The sequence below is a fragment of the Brevundimonas sp. MEB006b genome, assembly GCF_030209705.1.
Classification (GTDB): domain Bacteria; phylum Pseudomonadota; class Alphaproteobacteria; order Caulobacterales; family Caulobacteraceae; genus Brevundimonas.
Map to the genome: position 1 here is coordinate 318,842 of NZ_JARVRL010000005.1, position 18,479 is coordinate 337,320.

The window sequence follows — 18,479 nt, forward strand, 5'->3', positions numbered from 1 at the left end:
TCACACGCTAGCTTCCGCCGTCCGAAGAACGGCGGAAGTCTTGGACTTGCGACGTCTCAATGGTCGTCGATGAAGGCGGCGACCCAGACCAGGGGCGCGTTCCAGTTGATGGCCACTTCGTTCAGGGCATAGGCGTTGATGTCGTCGGCCCAGCAGGTCTGGGCCGCGCACTTGCCGACCAGGGTCTTGGCCACGTCGTCGATCATGGCCTGATTGTTCGGCCCGCCCGACAGGGCGCCCGCCGGGGGTAGGGGATAGGCCGGGTCGGCCTGATGCGCCCAAAAGCGATGGTGCGGGTTCTGGACCGGACGATCGCCATAGCCGGTCACATAGGACCGATCCATCGGATTGCGGCCGAGAACATAGTCCAGTGACCAGATCACCGCGTTGCGGAAATTCCAGTCGCCGGTGTAGTCGAACGCAGAGCCTAGGATCACCGCTCGGCTCATCAAGGCGCCGTTCGAGCCCCATTCGTATTTCTCGCCCGCGACCGGCAGGCCGTAGCCCTGACCATAGCCGGCATCGACGTATGCGCGGGCGGCCGCCACGATATTGGCGCGCACGGTGACCAGATCCTCGGGCGGCAGAACGTCCGGCACGGTCGCCAGCGTCAGCGATCCCAGCGACGCCGTCCAGGAAAAGCCCGGATCGCCAGTCGCGCTTTTGCCCGACAGCGGTCCGCCCAGATAATAGGGCGAAGTCTCCAGCGCGTTCAGATAGGCCGGATTGCGCGTGGTGGCCAAAAGCTCGGCCGTGGCCCAATAGAATTCGTCCGAGAAGTCGTTGTCGCCATAGGCGCCGCCGCCGGCGAAATTCTCTCCGGCCCGAACGTCGCGATTGCGCAGCGCCGCGCGGAAGGCCCGTTGCGACGCCGTCAGACATCGGCGCGCGAAGGCCGGATCGATGTCACGCCAGATCCGCGCGCATTGGGCGCCGACTGCAGCGAGATTGAGCGTCGCGGCCGTGCTGGGCGAATACAGAATGCGCGGCTGTGGATCGTCCGCCGGGGCCATAGGCAGGCCCGTCCACTGCGCATCATGCACCTTGTGATGGACCATGCCGCCGGCGTCGATCTCGGTCAGGGTTAGCGGCTGACCCGGCGCCTGGGCGCCGACCGGGACCTTCAGCTTCACGCCGTCGGCAATCTGCATCTTCAGCAGGAACTCGATCTCGTAACGCGCCTCGTCCAGCAGATCGTTGACGCCGTTTCCGGCCTCGGGAATGTCGACCTTGCCGTCCGCGAAGGCGCTTGCGCCGGGGCCGCTCTTGGTCATGGCGCGTTCATAGGCGTTCAAAAGCATCCAGACCGAGATGCCGCCGTTGACGACGTATTTTCCGTGATCGCCGGCGTCATACCAGCCGCCGGTGACATCCAGCGTATAGTCGCATCCGGGCCAGACCACGCCGGCCATGTCCGCGCCCGAGAAACAGGCGGCGACCTCGTGCGGGTGCCCGGCCGCACGCGCCAGATCCGGCCGCGCGACATAATCCGCCAGGATCGGCACGCCCGCTCGATTCTGATAAAAATAGGCCAGGGCGTCGTACTTCAGTCGCGCGTGCGGATGCTGCTGAATCGAAAAGGGGCGGCTCTCGTGCGATCCCACGATCAGGCGGTAGCCTTCGCCGTCGGTCTGCAGCGACTGAAAGTCGACCGTGTGGACGCTCTGCCCGGAGGCGGCGTCCTGGCCGAAGACTTTTGACGCGCCCTGGGCGACGACAGCGCCGGAGCGATCGACGATCCGCCAGGGCAGTGGCCGTGCAGCGTGATCTTCAACCGTCGCCGTCTTTGGGCCTTGCGTCTCGAACCCGACCTGGCTCATTCGGACTGCAACGGCCGCAGGCTCCGCGTGGGCGGCGCCGAATGCGGCCGTTAGGGCCAAGACTGCTACGGTCGTCACCAATCTCTTGTTCACCCTAACCTTCCCTCACGGCTTTGTTGGTTCTTAGACGGCGCAGTTTGCGAAGACGTCCGCTTCGCTCTAGAACAGAAGTATCTGACAGCGTTGTCAAGAAAGGCTTTGGACGCCTTCGTCTATCCCTACTCAGGCCGAAGGATTGCGCTGGAACGCACTTCGGTGGTCGTGTCATAGAGGCGTAGGTCGTTCGATGGAGGAGGGCGAAGTTTCAAGTTTTTCCCATCCCCGCCGTACACGACTGATCGTTGCGGCGTACTTGGTGCTGTTTCTGGCCGCCTTCATTGGCTTGGCGCCCCTTTTCCAGATCATCGCCCCGCTTCATGCGGCTGGGCTGGATACGGATTCCAAAACGGAAATCCTGAGCCGTGCGATGTTCTGGGGCGCCATTACGGCTGCTGGCGCCAACGTCGTCATGGGGACCATCAGCGATCGAACCACATCACGGTTCGGGCGTCGAAGGCCTTGGATCGCGTTGGGTGCGCTCCTGACGGTTCTGAGCTATGTGGGCATATGGCAGTCGTCGACGCCGGCTGAGTTCGTCTGGGCCTTGATCGGCTTTCAGCTGGCTTTCAACGTTCTGGTGGCGCCGCTTTCAGCGGTGTTCGCAGATCGCGTGCCGATCGCCTTGAGAAGCACCGTTTCTGCGATGCTGGGACTGTCTTATCCGCTCGCCGTGGCTTTGGGGTCCAGCCTGATGGCGCTCGGTCCTCAATATGAGCTAAGCAGATTGGCACTTTTGGCGGGCATTCTTCTTGGTGCTGCCGCGTTATTTGTTGCGGTTTTCGATGAGGCGGCTCCACAACGAAAAGTCAGTTTGCCGTCTTACACCGGCCGCACCGGATCGCTGCTTGCGCCGTTTCGATCCCGCAACTTCACCATAGTCTGGTTAGGTCGGCTACTCATTGCGACCGGCTATGCTCTTGTCAGTGTTTATCTGCTCTTTTTCGTCACCGACGCAGTCGGATGGCCTAGGCATGCCCCTGAACGTTCCCATGCCGTGCTGACGGGCGTTGCACTCGTGAGCGTCGTAATCGTCGCTAGTGTAATGGCGCTGTTTGGAACTCGTATTGTCCAGCGGCAAGCTATAGCCTTAGCGGGGGCAGTGGCCTTGTGTTTGGCAACTATTGCTTTGGCGATTGCGCCGTCATGGACAGTCGTTGTTTTTGCCTTCGCGATCTACGGTTTAGGGCAAGGTGCGTATGGGTCGGTAGAAATGGGGTTGATGGCGGATGCACTTCCCAAACAAAACAACCGTGGACGGGATATGGGCCTCAACAACCTGGCAGTCGCCTTACCCCAAGCAATGGCCCCACTTTCTGCGACTATTATAGAACGTATGGGTTTCAATATTCGAGGACTCTACATCGCGGCGGCCGCGTGTTTCGCTGCTGCTGCTGTCATTACTAGCTTATTTCGTTCGTCTCGCACTGAAAAAATGTGATCGCAGATCAGACATCTAGATTGGCTGCGGGCCACCTAAATTGCGTTTGCGCGATTTGATAGCTGCGCAGCGCGGCTCTTGCTCCATGGCAAGCTAACTGTCAGCGTTCCTGACTCGTAAGACTCCAACTATCTGAATTCAATAGAACTTCATGTTCCTGGTTCGTTGGATTCTAATCGGCAGGACTTCTGGCTAGCGGTCTCGCTCTGCTAGCAGTCGTTGTCGCTGCTTTTCGGAGAGAGACATGGCTGCCCGCACCTCCAGCGTTTCTAGCCCTAGGACGGGGATGTTCAGGGTGCGTTTTACATCGCCAGTGGTCGATAGCAGCCACGGGTTGGCTCGCGCCAAGCGCCGCAAGACCCATAAGGGTAACCAGATCTGCATGACTACGCCTCGCTGTGGTGAGAACGACCTTAGCTGTTGCAGGCAACAATGTCGGTCATAGACCTTGGGGCTCCGGGCGGATGGCCCGATAAACGTGCTGCGCGATAAGCCGAAGGTCGCTGCAACCCCCACCCATCGTCTGGCCGCTTCGTCTGCGTCACCACGAGACCGACACTGGTGGGCTAGCTGGCAAAGCGGCGTCTTGGGCTGACACGCTCTAAAGGGCGGAGCATCGCTATCCGTAGTTGCGTCTCTTGGATAATGATGTCGCCAAGGTAAGGGGGAAGCTGAGTCGAATGCCACAATTTGTGCGCCACGGTCCCATCGTGCCCGATAAGCTCGTCCAGGATCTTGAGGACGACCGGGTCATCATTTTTTGTGGCGCGGGCATCTCGATGGGAGCAGGGCTCCCCAGCTACAGGGGGCTTGTCGAGCACTGCTATCGCGAGTTGGGTAGGGCGGAGCCAAAAGCCAAAGATAAGGAATGGGATTGGCCAGATCGCATGCTCGGCTTCCTAGAGAGCCGCAGCACGCCAGATCAAGTGCGAAAGATCGTTGCCGATCGGCTGAATCGGCCACCCTCAAACCTCGACATGCACAAGGCCATCCTCCGTTTAGCCCGCCTGCGCAACGTCGAGGGTACGCGGTTGATCACCACCAACTTCGATACCTATTTCGAACAAGCCGGACACGAGTTTCGCCTCGGGCACGACTATCATGCCGGTCCGATCCTACCGATCCCAAGAGATGATCGGGCGTCCAGCTGGCGAAGTCTGGTATACCTGCACGGCCGGCTGGACGAGGGGGCTAACCATCAGTTGGTCATGACCAGCGCCGATTTCGGGCGCGCCTATCTAACCGAGGCCTGGGCGGCGCGCTTCGTCGCCCGGCTGTTCGCGGACTTCACTGTCCTGTTCATCGGGTACAGCCTCAATGATCCGGTCCTGAGGTACATGACCGACGCGTTTGCGGCTGAGGATGCAGATGCGCGTTTGGGTCGAACCCGCGGACCCGCCTACATTTTCACATCCTATACGGGGCGCGATATCCCGGACTCGCAGCCCTACCTTGATCGTAACCTTCATCCTATTTTCTATCATGGAATGCGGCACCATCTGCGGCTCAAGAGGACGCTGATGGCCTGGGCCGATGCCCGCGAGGACTATCTGGCGAATACAGCTCGCATGATCGACCGGATCGCGAAGTTTCGGCCGGACGCGATAGATCCAACCGATACAGCCAATCTTCTTTGGGCCGTCGCTGGTCGGCCGAATGACAACGGCCATGGTGCGCGGGTATTTTCTAAGGTCCGCGTCGGTTCGAAGGCGGAGCCGCCACCGATCGAGTGGTTAGACGTGTTCGAGGGACAAGAGAGTGAGCGGCTGGCGCAGCATGATCGGGAAGAAGCTCGAGCAGTCGCCATGGGGGCGGCAAAGTCAGAGGCGAAGGATGCTGACTTCGCATTGCTTTTCCCGTCCGCGTTAGACGGTCGCCAACTCGGGCTGACACCGTTCGGTGTTGCGCTCATTCCATGGCTGCTTCGTCACCTTGAGAATGAAGGCTTTGTAAGACGGGTCATTCTCAAACTTGAGCGTGGCCGGCGGCCGCATGCGATACTGCGTCAGAGAATTAGGCAAAGGCTATCCGATGGCCCAGCGCTTGAGCCAGGCTACGATCGCTTCTGGCGCATTGTGTCCTCCGAAGGGGATTGGGCCTTGCCATCCAGCGGGATACGGGTCGGTTGGAGCGTCGCGCATGCAATGGGCACGCACCATGAATCTCCATGGTTGAAACAGGAGCTGCTTTCCGCCCTCAGACCGTCGCTGAGTTTGAAGCAGGCGCTCGATCGTCGTGTTTTCGACGATCCGAGCCTGGACACGGAGCCGCCGCAGGTCATTGAGCGCGTCACGCAAATTGCGGACGCGGAGGTGGTGCTTGCGGATGACATGAGCCTGCAGAGCATCATCGATGCGGCTAGTCGCTTAGAGGACCCCGGTGCCTATTGGGCAAGCCTATTGGATGACCTGACTAGCCTACTCCTACGCATTCTTGACCTGTACGCGGTCGTCGGCCGAGCAGATATCAATCACGATCCAAGTGTCTTCAGCCGCCCTTCCATCGTGCCGCACGATCAGAACCACGATCATCAAAACTGGCCAATACTGTTCGATCTAATATGGCTTGGGTGGACTAGGATCGAACGAGAAGACGCTACAGCCGCCCGAATGCACGTGTCACGATGGCGGCAGCTGCCATACTTAAGCTTCGGCCGTCTAGCGGCAGCGGCCATGAGCTACAGCGAGCTCTTCTCAGAAGAAGAAGGATGGGAGGTGTTGACCCATGTCTGAAATTCCAATGATCTGGAAATCTGGTGCTCGAAAGGAGGCGGGGGAACTCCTGACGCGTCTTTGGTCCACAGGATCTGATGAAGCTCGAGAAAAGATCGCGCAGACGATCATTGCTGGCCCTCCACCAGAGCTGTTGGATAGGATCGAGCCAGAGGAACGGAACTCCTCCCGCGATCGGCGTATCTTTGATCGCCTGGCCATTATCGAGCGTGTCGGAGCGCCACCACTTAACCAGGCTTTGACGCGGGAGGCAGAGCGCCTTCGTGTGGCCTATCCCCATTGGCTCGCTCAAGACGGAGAACGTGCTCTTTTCACCACGTGGTCTGAGGTCCGGATCGGAAACGAAACTAACTACAGTTCTGATGCTCTCAAGGAGATGGAAGCGCCCGAGCTGGCAGAGGTCCTTTCGCACGAAGAGGAATTCCGTGAAGGGTTGATGGATGCGTGGCGCGAGGTCGGTGTCGCGAAGCCAGACCTTGCAATCGCGGTGATGGAGCTCTTGACCAACACCGCCGCTGCTCAGCCACCAGAGATTTACCAGTATGGCCTCTGGGGTGTGCGGGACAGTGCCGCCCTGCCCGAATACCGGACGAGGACTTTGTCGATCGCCCTGGCGTTGCCCGCGGAAACGTTCGCGCGTCCCGAAATCGTTTATGCTGTAGCCGACGTTCTGGACGCTGCCAGCAAGGGCAAGCTGCAGGATTATGAGTCGACGATCTTCTGGGAGCTATTCGATGCGACGCTTCTCGCGGCGGCTATGGACCCGGACAATGCTGAGGTGCCAGAGGATCGAGGTTGGATTTCGCTTTCAATCAATCGATCAATGGGCCGCCTCGCCACAGCATTCTTGGCGAGACTTTTTGCGCGCGGCCTGAAAGTTGGGGATGGCATCCCCAAAGATCTGGTCAGCAGGTTCGACCTTCTGTTGAGCCCGGGCACCGATGCCCACAGGCCCGCGCGCGTCATCGCTGCATCGCGCTTGTCCTATCTGTACGCGGTTGATTCCAGCTGGGCCAACGCGGTTCTCGTTCCCAGATTTGACTGGGCGGATGAGGTCGAGGCCCTGGCTGTTTGGCAGGGTTTTGCTTGGCAGCCCCGTATCGACGAAAAGCTGTGGCCGGCGCTGAAGCCCCATTTCCTCGGGTTATTTGAGGCAGAGCGCATGGAGCACATGCGCAGCACTGGTCGAAACATGGCCGCGATGCTGATGCTGATCGGGGTCGAATTTGGTGCCTCTGAGCTTCCCAGGGACGATGTGCGGCAAGCCATCAAGGCGATGCCCGGCACCATGAGGACCGAGGCGGCGGCTTGGATCGCATCGTATCTCCAGCAACCCAACGAGGAACCGATCGAGGGGCGCAATCCAAGAGCTGACGAGCTCTGGACCAAGAAGGTGGCACCATGGCTCAAGCTGGTTTGGCCAGTAGAGCCAGAGTTCAACGAACGAGGCACATCGTCCCAATTCGCCCGAGCCGCTGTAGCGACCAATCATCGCTTCCCTGAAGCGGTGGCCATGCTGACACCTTATCTGAGGGTGGCCGACGCCGACTTGGCAATCCATGAATTGGCCAGTTCGGGGCATCCTGAGGTGCATCCAGAGGCATCGCTGAGCCTGCTGACGGCGATCGTGAACCTGGACACACTCTACTTTGCTGACGATGTTGGAACGGTCCTTCAGCGCATAGGCGAGGCGGACCCGGCTTTGATGAACTCAAATGCGTTTCGCCGCCTTGATGAGCAATTGCGCGTGCAGCGCCACTGAATTCCGGAGATGACGGCAAAAGAAGGATGGTGAGATGGGCAACGGGCTTGGCGACGGGGATGTTTAGGGTACGTCTCGCATCGCCAGTGTTTGGCAGGAGCCAGGGATTGGCTCGAGCCAAGCGCCGCAAAACCCATAAGGGCAACCAGATCTGCACGACTGAGCCTCGTTTGCGGTCGGAACGACCTTAGCCATTGCGGACGACAAGATCGGTTATGGACCTCACGGCTTCGAACGGAGGGCCCGATACAACGTGCTGCGGGATACGCCCAAGGTCGCTGCGATCTCAGCCATCGCCTGGTCGGGATGCTGCATCAGATGTCGCGCTTGCGTCAGTTGTCTCTGCGATAGGGCAGGGGGCCGCCCGCCTTTCCGGCCTCGGGCACGGGCAGCGGCTAAGCCGGCCATTGTCCGTTCGCGAGTCAGATCGCGTTCCATCTCAGCAAGGGCGGCCATCATGTGGAAGAAGAACCTCCCAGCGGGGGTGGTCGTGTCGATGCCGTCTGTCAGGCTTCGAAACTCTATGCCGTCCTGGTTCAGCTTGGCGACAAACTCAACGAGCTGGCGCACCGTGCGTCCGAGGCGATCGAGCTTCCATACGACCAGTGTATCGCCTGAACGAAGATGAGATAGAGCGGCGGCCAACCCAGGACGGTCCAGCCTGCTGCCGCTCAGCTTGTCGGAGAATATTCGGTCGCAGCCGGCCGCGCTTAACGCATCCGCCTGGAGCTCCAAATTCTGCTCATCAGTTGAGACTCGCGCGTAACCCAAGAGCATTTGCGTCAAAACCCGTTATCGCGGCGTCGGATGAGACGCTGAATTCGCTACAGACTACTGCAACACGAGCGCTGTAGGAATCCTGCAAAGTGGACAGGCACCAGGTGTCGCGTGTCAAAAACGGTCGTTTATGACTTCATACAACAGTCCGGCGCTGAGTGATTGGCCAGTTCGGGTATCCGCCTGGCGCCCCGTGTCGGGGACGAGGTCGATATCGACGCAGTGGAAGACGAAGCTGCTGAGGACCTTGATGACGTATTCGGCTGAGCAGCTCGAAGCCATGGCAGACGCGCTGGTGGCTTCAGGCGACTATCGGGTCGTTCGCCGCCTCAAGCCTCGCCTCGGCATTACACCGCCGCCAGGCGTTGCGGTGCGCTGTGGCTTGGTCGTCGATGTGGAGACGACCGGCCTAGATCCGCGTCGACATGAGATCATCGAATTGGCAATGACGCCGTTCAGCTACGGCCTGGATGGCACGGTGTTCATGGTCGGCGAAAGTTTTCAGGCGCTGCGGGAGCCCAGCGAACCAATCTCGCCGGAAATCACAGCGATCACCGGCATCACCGATGCTATGGTCAAGGGACAGGTTATCGACTTCAACGCTGTCGCGCGGTTTGCCGCTCCAGCTTCGCTCATCATAGCGCACAACGCGGCGTTCGATCGCCGCTTCCTCGAGCGCTTCGACCAAGTCTTCTCGACCAAACCTTGGGCCTGTTCGCTCAGCCAGGTCGATTGGGCCGCGGAGGGATTCGAAGGCGTCAAGCTCGGGGACCTAGGTCAAGCCGCGGGGTTCTTTTATGACCGCCATCGCGCGATGAACGACTGCTTGGCGACCGTGGAACTGTTGGCGTCACCGCTTCCGCGATCGCGCGTCACCGGACTCAGTAGGCTCCTAGATGCCGCCCGCGTTCCGACATGGCGGATTTGGGCAGAGCACTCACCCTATGAGCTGAAGGATACTCTAAAAGCACGCGGCTACCGTTGGAACGGTGATCTTGGACCACTTCCGCGAGCTTGGTACATCGACGTCCCTGACGGCCAACAAGAGGCTGAACTTCACTTCCTCAAGGCGGAGATCTACCGCCGCGAGATCGACCTTTTGGTGCGCCGGATCGATGCGCACGATCGATTTTCGGACCGCGTTTGAAAGGAGTCTCTGAATATGCAGAGAAATAAACGAGTGAGCGTCCGTTTCCGGATCAGGAGCAAGTGTGTCTGCCGTTCGCGCAAGCTATTGTCATTTTGGTGAGGGCGCGATGAAAAATATAGCACCGGTTACTTCGCCCCATCCACATCACTTGCAGTGAGACCATGACGCTCGGCGAAACCTTTCCCCGTACTGCCGCCGCTTGGCCTGATCTGGTTCGGTGGGACGCGAACTTCGCATGGGCCGGAGGCTCCGCTGCGGCCATCGCTCAGCTCCTGATTGACAAAATGGTCGAACTTCAGATGCAGGGGCGAGCCGCTTTGCTCGAGTTTGCTAAGCTGGTGAGACTCGACCTGACCGACGAGACGACGCGAGTAGGGGATGGTGACTGCGCCGCTCAGATCGATGCCGTTCGATTCCTAGTTTCCAGTCCTGCGATCGCGACCACCCTCGCCTTGGGGCAGAACGGCGATTGCTACTCATGGCTGCACTGGTCGGCCAGCCGAACGCACGTTTTTGACGCCCGCACTAACAGCGGGCAGTACCGGCTGCCTCCATTCGACGGGGCGTCTGCCGACGCCAACCAACTTTGCATCGCTCACCTGACCGACTGGATCAGCGCAGCGTTCATGATCGCGAGAAAACTCGGTGGAATGGACCAGTGGTGCGCAGATATCGCTGACTTCTGCATCGCACATGTCCTTGATGAACTTGTCGCGGGTCTGCCGGAGGATGACCGAGTGACCGCCATCGTCACCATCGCCAACTGGGCGACAGATCGGGATGATCCACATGCTGAACCTCTTGTCCAATCTCTCGCCGCAATGTTCGATCACCTCCCTCCTCGTGCCAGAGCGACGGTGGCCATGCTGTTCACGACCAGCGCGAGTCGCTGGACGGGGCGGACGCACCAGGAGTGGGCAAGACTGGCTCTCGACGAGCTTCGTCCGGTCCTTGTCGAGCACGAGGCACTACAGTTCCTCTCAGTGACACTCGACACTCTAGACCGCTGGGCCGCCGCTCGCACCGAGGTCCTCGCCGAGATCCGCAACCTTGTGTCCCAGTATCGGGCCGGCGAGGCGGCAGACCAAGCCCCGCTCGCGCTTGAAGCGCGAGTGTCGATCATCCATCCGCTGATCTTCAACCTCACGGAATATGGCACCGTTGACGATATCGTTGATGTGCTTTGGGCTTGGTATGGCGACGACAATCACGACCGGCCCGACGCGAACGTCTTGTTCGTCGGATCCGCCCATCGCCACGGCGTAGCCTATCTGTGGCCGGGTGGGCGCCTTCACGTTGGTGAAGAGCAGCCGGTTGCGACACTTCAACTGCTGCTCGACGCTTTGTCCGCCGCCTTGAACGAGTATTTCCGAGGTCCTGACGGGGATAGGGTTAGATGGCTGGACGATCGGATGATCGGCGCTCCCGCGTTCGATATGGCGGATGAACTCGTGCGGGCCATGTCGAGCCATTATCGTCTGGATGCACTTGAAGGTGCACTGCCGCAGGGCTGGAGGCCACGCTCAATTATCGTGCTTCCGGCACATCGGGACCCTCTGCAGGCGCTGCTGGCGTCGCAACTCGGCTGGCTCGCCCCGCTGGAGGCGAGTGTGACAGCCGGGCAAGATCAACGTGAGATCCGCCGTCTTTCTGTCTGGCCAGGCGAGACTCACACCACTGAAGCTGAAGTGTCCTTCTTGACAGCGGTCGCGCAGCGTTCGGGTTGGACCGTCAACGTCGTGGCTGGGCTCCTCGATGCGGAGGCCTTCCAGACCTTCTATGAGGACGTTGAAGCCGATCTTCTGTGGGTCATCGGTCACGGAGCCCAATCCCCGTTCCGTCAGAATGAGAGCGGTCTCATCCTCGCGGGGGGTGAAGTCCTGACGTCCGCACAAATTTCCGGCTTCGTCCAACCGAACGACGGGCGGCGTTTGCTTGTTCTGAATATCTGCAGCGCGACTGCCACGCAGAATCGCGGTGGCTTGGCGCGGATTGGCTTCGGACACGACCTGACGACAGCTGCTCAGACGGTAGTCGGGCATCTTTGGCCTATCGACTATTTCGCCGCGCTCGCTTTCGGCTGCTCGTTCGCACTGGACCTCCCCAGCTTGGGTCCAGCAGACGCTTTGAAGTCCGCAGTCGACCGCATGAAGACCCCCGCGACGCTTCTGCGTGATCTTGAAGGTCTTGACCGGAATGCATCCGCACTGGACCGCCTGAGAAGCGACCGGGCAGCAGAACAAATCTCCAGTATCCTCTCATGGGGTAGCCCGGCGCTGCTGACCTGACGGTATTCAGATTTCCCGTCATTCAGTCCAGCTAGGGTTCCTCTTTCGTCGCATCGAGGATCGACGCGTAAGCGCTCCAGTCTATGGCTGTGACGGTTCCAAGCGACTGCAGCTTGCCCAGCAGTCGGAACAGGAAGTGGATCAAAGCCCCGTCAGCTCCCCGAACCTTAAGTTCGCCCTCAAAGCGGTCGAATGCACCGTCGTTCAGTGCGCACCCGCAATCGAGCAATTCGTCAGCTTCTGTCGGAAGATGATTGATGAAGGTGTCGTCGATGCCATCGGCCCAGCTAGACCGGGCCGTGAGAATGCCGGCCACGATGGGGAAGGGCGCTCGCGGCGAGTAGGCGCCCCCGGCATGGGTGATAGCCACTGAGGTGCGGTGCAACCTGCGAACGGAAGCGGCCTTCTCCCCAGCGTACTGCAGATAGGCCTTGTCGAGATGGGGCTTGCACTCGAACACAGCGTAGACGGCCTCGGCCGGGACGTATCGATGGCTTTGCTGGTCCAGCAGCGTGGGCGTGTAGTGCCGATCATAGACGACCAGATCAATCTGGTGGCTACGGCCGCCCAGGCTGTCGATGACGAAGGCGGAGGCGACCTCGTACCGGTTCGGCAAATAGGCGCGAAAGATCTCCAGCCAGTGCTCCTCGTTGACAGCGCCCTTGGCGCCGGAGTGACCTATCGAACTGTTGGCGCGCTGAATCTTGAAGGACAGCTCTGTTTGGACGTCGATGAACGCTTGGTGCATCCAAGCGAGGTCGGATTGCTCAGCCGTCATACACCGCCCTCCTTGAAGCGCGGCGTCGGCTGCATGGCTCGCGCGATCTCAAGCGCGCGGTGGGGATCGATTGCCGTCGTTGGATAGGCGTCGAGTATAATCCCCGGGGCCAACCGCTGCGTCAGATCGGAATAGGTGAAGCCGTCCTGGCAACCGGGCCGGGCCCCGGTGGCGGCGACCAGCGCTTCGATATGGCTTTCGGGCCAGCCGAAGCCGCCGAACATGGCCGTCAGCGCGTGGCGGCGCTGGGCCTCGTTCGGGCGAGTGAACGTTAGGATATCGGCCGCCCGCCGGCGGACCGCCGGATCCAAGGCGTCGAGACGATTGGTGCACATGAGGACGGCGGCGGGCAGTTGTTCGGTCGCGAGCCGGTTCACCCCGCGAATGAAGGCGTTCACGCCGGCCTTGTCCTCGTGGTGCATCTGGGCCGCTTCCCGGGATTGAGCCAGGGCGTCAGCCTCATCGACGAGCATCAAAACAGCTCCTCGGGCCCGGCCGTTCGCACCCTTGAGACGCTGCGCGTCGGCTGCGACCGCGTCGAAGGCCGCCGACAGCAGTTGGGTCATTTCCCCTACACGACCCTGGCCGCGCGTGGCGAGGCTGAGCGGGTAGAGGGTGATGTTGATGTCCTCCTGACGGGCCACCGCGTCCCCGATCGTTTCGGCCAGCTCGGTCTTGCCCGAACCGACGTCGCCTTCGAGCACCACCAGCGGAGGGCGGCGGCCGACAACATCGATCAGGCCCTGCGCATGCGGATGATGGTGGCGTTGCCAGTCCTGCAAGCGTCCCGGATTGACGAGGACGCCGACCATCTTCGTCAGGCGAGCCTTGTGATCGTCCAGGCCAACCAGCCGGGCGAGGCGCGCCTGCGCATTGAAGTCGGGCAGGACGACACGCGGTTCAAACAGGTCGTCCAGGCCAGGTTTCGTTGACATCACCAGCTCCTCAGGGTCGAGCGTTGAAGGGCCCGCCCGCCGGCGGAGTAGTTAAGGTCCGCGGCGAGGTAGCCGGAGATCGTGGGCTCGGAGGCGTTCGACCTGGAGAAGGGAAGGTCGGCCTCGAACGTCGCCTGCTGGGTCGACGTCAAGGCGAACCAGGCGGTCGTGTAGTGCATGTAGCTGGCGAAGGCGGCACCCAGCACGTTAGCGCCGGGCCGGATCTTGCCCGGATCATCGTCGATGCCCGTCGAGCCGTTAAGGTCCGAGGCCTCGTAGCGCAACGTCGGCTCGATATAGTCGCCGTCGCGCTTGAAGCCGTAGATGACACGTTTAACGTACCCGCCCTTGAGCATCGCGATCAGCTCGGTCTCGTAGTCCGCGATCTGCTGGTCGGTGGGCCGTCCGTACAAGCGTTGGATGCGCCGGAGGTCGGTCGCGACCTTGGCCGCGATATGGCGCGCGTGGGTCACCGTGAAGGTGGCGGTTTCCGTATAGGTGGTGGCGAAGGTCATGGGCGTCAGACCTGGAACGAGGGGCCGAAGACCTTCTGCCAATAGCGGACGGTCTCCTGTTTGGTGGGGGCGTGCAGGGCGGCGTCGATAGCGTCACCGGCATCCAAGGCCGCATCGACGATCATGTCGGCCTGGGCGCTCGTGTAGAGGCGGGCCACATTGTTCAGCGCGTTTACCGGATCGATGATCTGGACCGGTTCAGCGAACACGCCGACCGACGAGGCGGGATAGCAGTCGGTGAACACGATCTTCTCGCGCATGTTCGACCGCGCGATGTAGGTGAACACCGCCTGTAGGGCTTCGTAGTAGTCCGACAGATCCACCCCCTGGTCGCAGAGGTGAGCCACGACCATCTCGATCATGAAGCTCTTGAATCGGAAGCCGTCGCGCTCCGCCTTCATGTTGCGGGCCCAGAACTTCACCAGGCGAACGACCTGGGCGTAGTGTTTGGGTTGCGCCTTCTTGCGCGCCCGGGTGAAGGCCAAGTGCAGCGGAATGCTGGTCCTCAGACGCGACCCGTCATCCTGGCTCACCAGGTCGCCGTACCATTGCGGATCGCCGTCGTAGAGGATCGGCACCACGTCGACGTCGAGACCCGATCCGCGGAAGGAGACGGTGACCGAATAGGTTTTCGGGGTGACCTGATCGGCGCTGAAGTTGGGGAAGGCCTTGCGCAGACGCTCGGCCAGATAGTCCAGCAGAGCGCGCGTATCCGTCGGCGCCGACGCGCCGCTGATGTAGGCCGCCATGTCGATGTCGTTGATGGTCCGCAGGGCCGTGCCCTTGGCCAGGCTTCCGGCGATCTGGAGCCGCCTCAGGCTGAAATCCGGGTGTTCCGTCAGGTAGGAGTCAAGGCGCTCGCCGAGCCGGTTGGCCTGCGCGCGATACTCGATCGCCTTGTTGGAAGGCAGATTGACCCGATCTTCGGCGAACCGGACCAGATCCTGGTGATCAACGTGGGTGCGGGCCAAACGCCCCTCCATCCTGAAACGCGCGACGCCGCGTGCGCCGCTCCGGCACTAGGGCTCGTTTCAGGACCTTGGGGGTGGCAGCACGGTTGTGCTGACGTCGACGATGCGCAAAAGTCGCACCGCCGACCCTTCGCGAGTCGGTACGCAAGAGGGGCGGCTTTCTGGACCGCCAAGTCGACGGCCGCCTCTCTTCACCCCCTCAGTCCGCTGGCGCGGCCATCAACACGGGGACGGCTACTGGTTCCGGCGCAGCGGCCGCAGCCGTCGAGCCAGAAAATAGTTCGACATCGGACGGTTTTGGAACAGCCCAGCTCCGACCGCAGACTCATGACCTAGACCGAGTCGCAGCGCTCAGGAAGACGTATTTCACGTCCTGTTAACCCGTCCGCAGATTTGCGCCGATTCGTGAGTTGGGTCGAGGCGTTTGTCCAGATGTTGTGGTCTACCGTTCACTGCTCCCCATCATGGTGGGCTGGCCTAGTTCCGCGTGGCTACAATGTCGCAGTGATTGCTGCCGCCAGACGTGATCAGAAGCGCTGAGGCGGAGGCCTGTTCTTTGTGAACTGCCCATGTGGGCTACTTGCGCTAAGGCTCACCACTACGAGTAGTTTGTGATCCGAGTTGACAGCGCCAGGGATTCGTCTGCTGATATCCACATATCTAATTATCGGCGAGTCTTCTCATGGCCCGACGGATGAACCGCGCCGAGGCATCAAACACTGAATGGGACAAGGCAGTTCGCCAAACAGAGGTTCTCGCTCCGTTAGCGCAGCAGGATAGGAGAAGACGCGCAGATGTTGATCGAGCTGCCCAGATTCTGGGCATTTCGACGTCCAATGCCTATCGTCTGCTCCGACTTCTAGCGACCGATCCTCGTCCTACGGCTATCCTGCCACATGCGCCAGGACCGGAGGCCGGCAGGAGCTTGCTCGATCCCCGTGTTGAGACAGTAATCTCAGAGGTATTGAAACGCTCATATTGCTCGGTGCAAAAGCCCAAGGAATCGGCCGTAGTCTTAGAGATCAGGGCAAAGTGTCGGGCGCAGGGCTTGGCTCTTCCGGGTCGTAAAGCCATTCACGCGCGCATACAGGCGATCGACCTGTTCACACGGTTACGCACAAGGGAAGGGGAGAATGCTGCCGAACGAGCCGCGCCTCGTCCCGGAGGCATGGAAGCGACTGCCCCCAATCATATTTGGCTCATCGATCACACCTTGGCCGATGTCATCCTCGTGGACAGGCGTTACAGGCTACCGATCGGGCGGCCTACGATCACCCTAGTCATCGACGCCTACACGCGGATGTGCGTCGGTTCCTACGTGAGCCTGGGCGCTCCATCAATCATCCAGACTTCGATGGCTCTTCTGAGGTCGTTCATGCCCAAGGACGCCCTTCTGGAATCCATTGGTCAGGATTGGCCTTGGCCCTGCAACGGTTTTCCATCGGTCGTTCACTCGGACAACGGCATGGACTTCAGATCACTCGCTATTCGGCGTGGACTAGACACATACGGTATAGTCCAACACTTCCGGCCCGTCCGCCAACCGCGGTATGGTGCGCTTATCGAACGTTTTATTGGTACACTGATGGGCGAGTTGCACCTCGTACCCGGTACCACCTTCTCTAACGTCGATCGACGCGGCGAGTATGATAGCGACCGCCGCGCTGTCATGACGCTCGATGCTTTCGAAACGTGGGTCCTGCTTCAGATCAGTCGTTATCATCGCTCCCCACACCGCGGAATCGACGGCTTCACACCTCAATCGCGATGGGACGAAGCAGTTGAAAGAGGTTTCAAGCCGCGAGCGGTGCCGCCAAGCTATGCAGAAGATGTGCTGCTGGCTTTCCTGCCTGGCTCGAAAAGAAAGATCAGCCGCACGGGCATTCAGTTCAAAGGCCTGCGATACTGGGCTCCTTGGTTCGGACCGCTAATTCGCAAAGGAGCGGGATCGGTCGAACTCCGCTTCGACCCACGTGATATGTCCTACATCTGGGTCTTGGGTCCGACCGGATGGGAGAGGGCTCACCTATATCGAAGAAGGGCCCCTTTCACGCTGAGAGAGCACGAGCTCGCTTCTGCCGAACTTCGAGCGAAGGCGGCTTCCACGGTGAGCGAAGATGACATCCATTATCTGCGTGAACAGATGCAGGAGCTTGTGGAGGCCGAGGCAAAGGCGACCCGTCGAGCCAGACGTCGCAACGAGAGCAGCCATCGCGCTATTGAGGCTGCGGAAGCTGTGGTTTCCACCATCGAAACCCCGCCATTGGCTCTCGATTTCGCCTCGGCGTCGCGCCCATTGCGACAGAGGGAGGTCGAAGAGTGGTGACCGATACTTTGGCCCCGCACCAGGACCCTTGGTCACGAGTTACCCTCATTCTGAAAGATCGATGGGCCTCAAATCCTGTGAGCGATGAAGCCCTGGTTCGCGCTCGCCTCACCGTAGCCACCGCAGGTCGCTTGCGGCCAAAGGCCTTGCTATTCTGGGGTGTCCCCAACGCTGGCAAGACGGCGCTAAAAGTGAAGCTTCTGCGAGAAATATCTCAGAAAACTTTTCTCCCCGGATTGGCGTCGGCACCGGAAGTCCTAACGGTTGAGGCACCGGTCGAAGCTGACGAAGCTCGCTTCTACGAGGCCATACTGCAGGCCGGACATCAATATGTGCCTAGCGGCAACGTCCGTACGCTGTTGAAAGCGGTTTCTGCGTTTCTTGATGAGCTTCGTCCCGACGTCATGATCTTGGATGAGGCGGGCAACCTAAACGCTTATGTCGGCGCTCGAGGCAACGTCTGCCTCAACGCAATACGCAGACTTTGCAATGTGCATCGAATGGCTCTCCTTGGCTTCGGGACGGCGGCAGCGATGACGGCTTTGCAAGGCGATGAGCAGCTTGAAAATCGTTTTGAAACCTTCGAGCTCAGACCACTCGCCCCGCCAGAGTTTCGAGAGTTCGTTGAACTTCTAACCGGAGCCATGCCACTTCGACACGCAACTCACTGGACTATCGGCATGCTAGAGAGCGCGTATGAGCTGAGCGGCGGATATGTTGGTCGAGCGTCGTACGTGGTGCAGGAGGCAAGCGCGCAGGCGGTGCTGTCCGGCGATGAACAAATCACTGAAAAAATTCTCAAATCCAGTGAGCTCAGCAATAGTCTCGCCGCATTGAGGCACGCTGGATCGAGAGCGGGAAGACGAACCCGACGGCCGTTTGTCTGAC

The 18,479-nt window shown here is 60.4% G+C and carries 13 protein-coding genes; 7 read left to right on the forward strand and 6 right to left on the reverse strand.

Features of this window, described 5'->3' with window-relative positions:
• Nucleotides 1–56 precede the first annotated feature (56 nt).
• Nucleotides 57–1,898 carry a glycoside hydrolase family 9 protein gene (locus tag QRN13_RS07930; protein ID WP_284877498.1) on the reverse strand — a complete coding sequence of 614 codons (1,842 nt, stop codon included), beginning with the start codon at nucleotides 1,896–1,898 and terminating at the stop codon, nucleotides 57–59.
• A 208-nt stretch (nucleotides 1,899–2,106) separates the two neighbouring features.
• On the opposite strand from QRN13_RS07930, the gene QRN13_RS07935 reads away from it, so the two are divergent.
• The 3 genes from QRN13_RS07935 (at nucleotide 2,107) to QRN13_RS07945 (ending at nucleotide 7,851) form a co-directional block, all read left to right on the forward strand.
• Nucleotides 2,107–3,357, forward strand: coding sequence for an MFS transporter (locus QRN13_RS07935; protein WP_284877499.1), 1,251 nt, complete (start codon nucleotides 2,107–2,109; stop codon nucleotides 3,355–3,357).
• A 710-nt stretch (nucleotides 3,358–4,067) separates the two neighbouring features.
• Entirely contained in the window at nucleotides 4,068–6,089 is a 2,022-nt protein-coding gene (locus QRN13_RS07940; RefSeq protein ID WP_284877500.1) for an SIR2 family protein, read from the forward strand.
• Entirely contained in the window at nucleotides 6,082–7,851 is a 1,770-nt protein-coding gene (locus QRN13_RS07945) for a hypothetical protein (protein WP_284877501.1), read from the forward strand. Before QRN13_RS07940 ends, QRN13_RS07945 begins: the two co-directional genes overlap by 8 nt.
• Nucleotides 7,852–8,073: 222 nt before the next feature.
• On the opposite strand, the gene QRN13_RS07950 is transcribed toward QRN13_RS07945, so the two are convergent.
• Complete coding sequence (locus QRN13_RS07950; RefSeq protein ID WP_284877746.1) at nucleotides 8,074–8,628, reverse strand: recombinase family protein; 555 nt, start codon at nucleotides 8,626–8,628, stop codon at nucleotides 8,074–8,076.
• Between the two features lie 250 nt (nucleotides 8,629–8,878).
• On the opposite strand from QRN13_RS07950, the gene QRN13_RS07955 reads away from it, so the two are divergent.
• Both QRN13_RS07955 and QRN13_RS07960 read left to right on the forward strand, forming a co-directional pair.
• A complete protein-coding gene (locus QRN13_RS07955) occupies nucleotides 8,879–9,775 on the forward strand; it encodes a 3'-5' exonuclease (RefSeq protein WP_284877747.1) in 897 nt (298 codons plus the stop codon).
• 164 nt (nucleotides 9,776–9,939) lie between these two features.
• On the forward strand, nucleotides 9,940–12,066 hold the full coding sequence (locus QRN13_RS07960) for a CHAT domain-containing protein (protein WP_284877502.1): 2,127 nt from the start codon (nucleotides 9,940–9,942) through the stop codon (nucleotides 12,064–12,066).
• 31 nt (nucleotides 12,067–12,097) lie between these two features.
• On the opposite strand, the gene QRN13_RS07965 is transcribed toward QRN13_RS07960, so the two are convergent.
• The 4 genes from QRN13_RS07965 to QRN13_RS07980 are packed head-to-tail and all read right to left on the reverse strand — an operon-like array spanning nucleotide 12,098 to nucleotide 15,265.
• Nucleotides 12,098–12,844, reverse strand: a complete 747-nt coding sequence (locus QRN13_RS07965; RefSeq protein WP_284877503.1) for a DUF6602 domain-containing protein — start codon at nucleotides 12,842–12,844, stop codon at nucleotides 12,098–12,100.
• Complete coding sequence (locus QRN13_RS07970) at nucleotides 12,841–13,779, reverse strand: AAA family ATPase (protein ID WP_284877748.1); 939 nt, start codon at nucleotides 13,777–13,779, stop codon at nucleotides 12,841–12,843. Before QRN13_RS07970 ends, QRN13_RS07965 begins: the two co-directional genes overlap by 4 nt.
• Nucleotides 13,779–14,294 (reverse strand): HORMA-1 domain-containing protein, encoded by a 516-nt coding sequence (locus tag QRN13_RS07975; RefSeq protein WP_284877504.1) that lies wholly within the window; start codon nucleotides 14,292–14,294, stop codon nucleotides 13,779–13,781. The genes QRN13_RS07970 and QRN13_RS07975 overlap by 1 nt, the downstream gene beginning before the upstream one ends.
• A 5-nt stretch (nucleotides 14,295–14,299) precedes the next feature.
• The gene (locus tag QRN13_RS07980) at nucleotides 14,300–15,265 is read right to left on the reverse strand and encodes a CBASS oligonucleotide cyclase (RefSeq protein WP_284877505.1); all 966 of its coding nucleotides are present in this window, start codon (nucleotides 15,263–15,265) and stop codon (nucleotides 14,300–14,302) included.
• A gap of 1,213 nt (nucleotides 15,266–16,478) precedes the next feature.
• On the opposite strand from QRN13_RS07980, the gene QRN13_RS07985 reads away from it, so the two are divergent.
• Nucleotides 16,479–17,591 (forward strand): TnsB C-terminal domain-containing protein, encoded by a 1,113-nt coding sequence (locus QRN13_RS07985; protein WP_350224842.1) that lies wholly within the window; start codon nucleotides 16,479–16,481, stop codon nucleotides 17,589–17,591.
• Nucleotides 17,585–18,478 carry a TniB family NTP-binding protein gene (locus QRN13_RS07990; protein ID WP_284877506.1) on the forward strand — a complete coding sequence of 298 codons (894 nt, stop codon included), beginning with the start codon at nucleotides 17,585–17,587 and terminating at the stop codon, nucleotides 18,476–18,478. The genes QRN13_RS07985 and QRN13_RS07990 overlap by 7 nt, the downstream gene beginning before the upstream one ends.
• Nucleotide 18,479 lies beyond the last annotated feature (1 nt).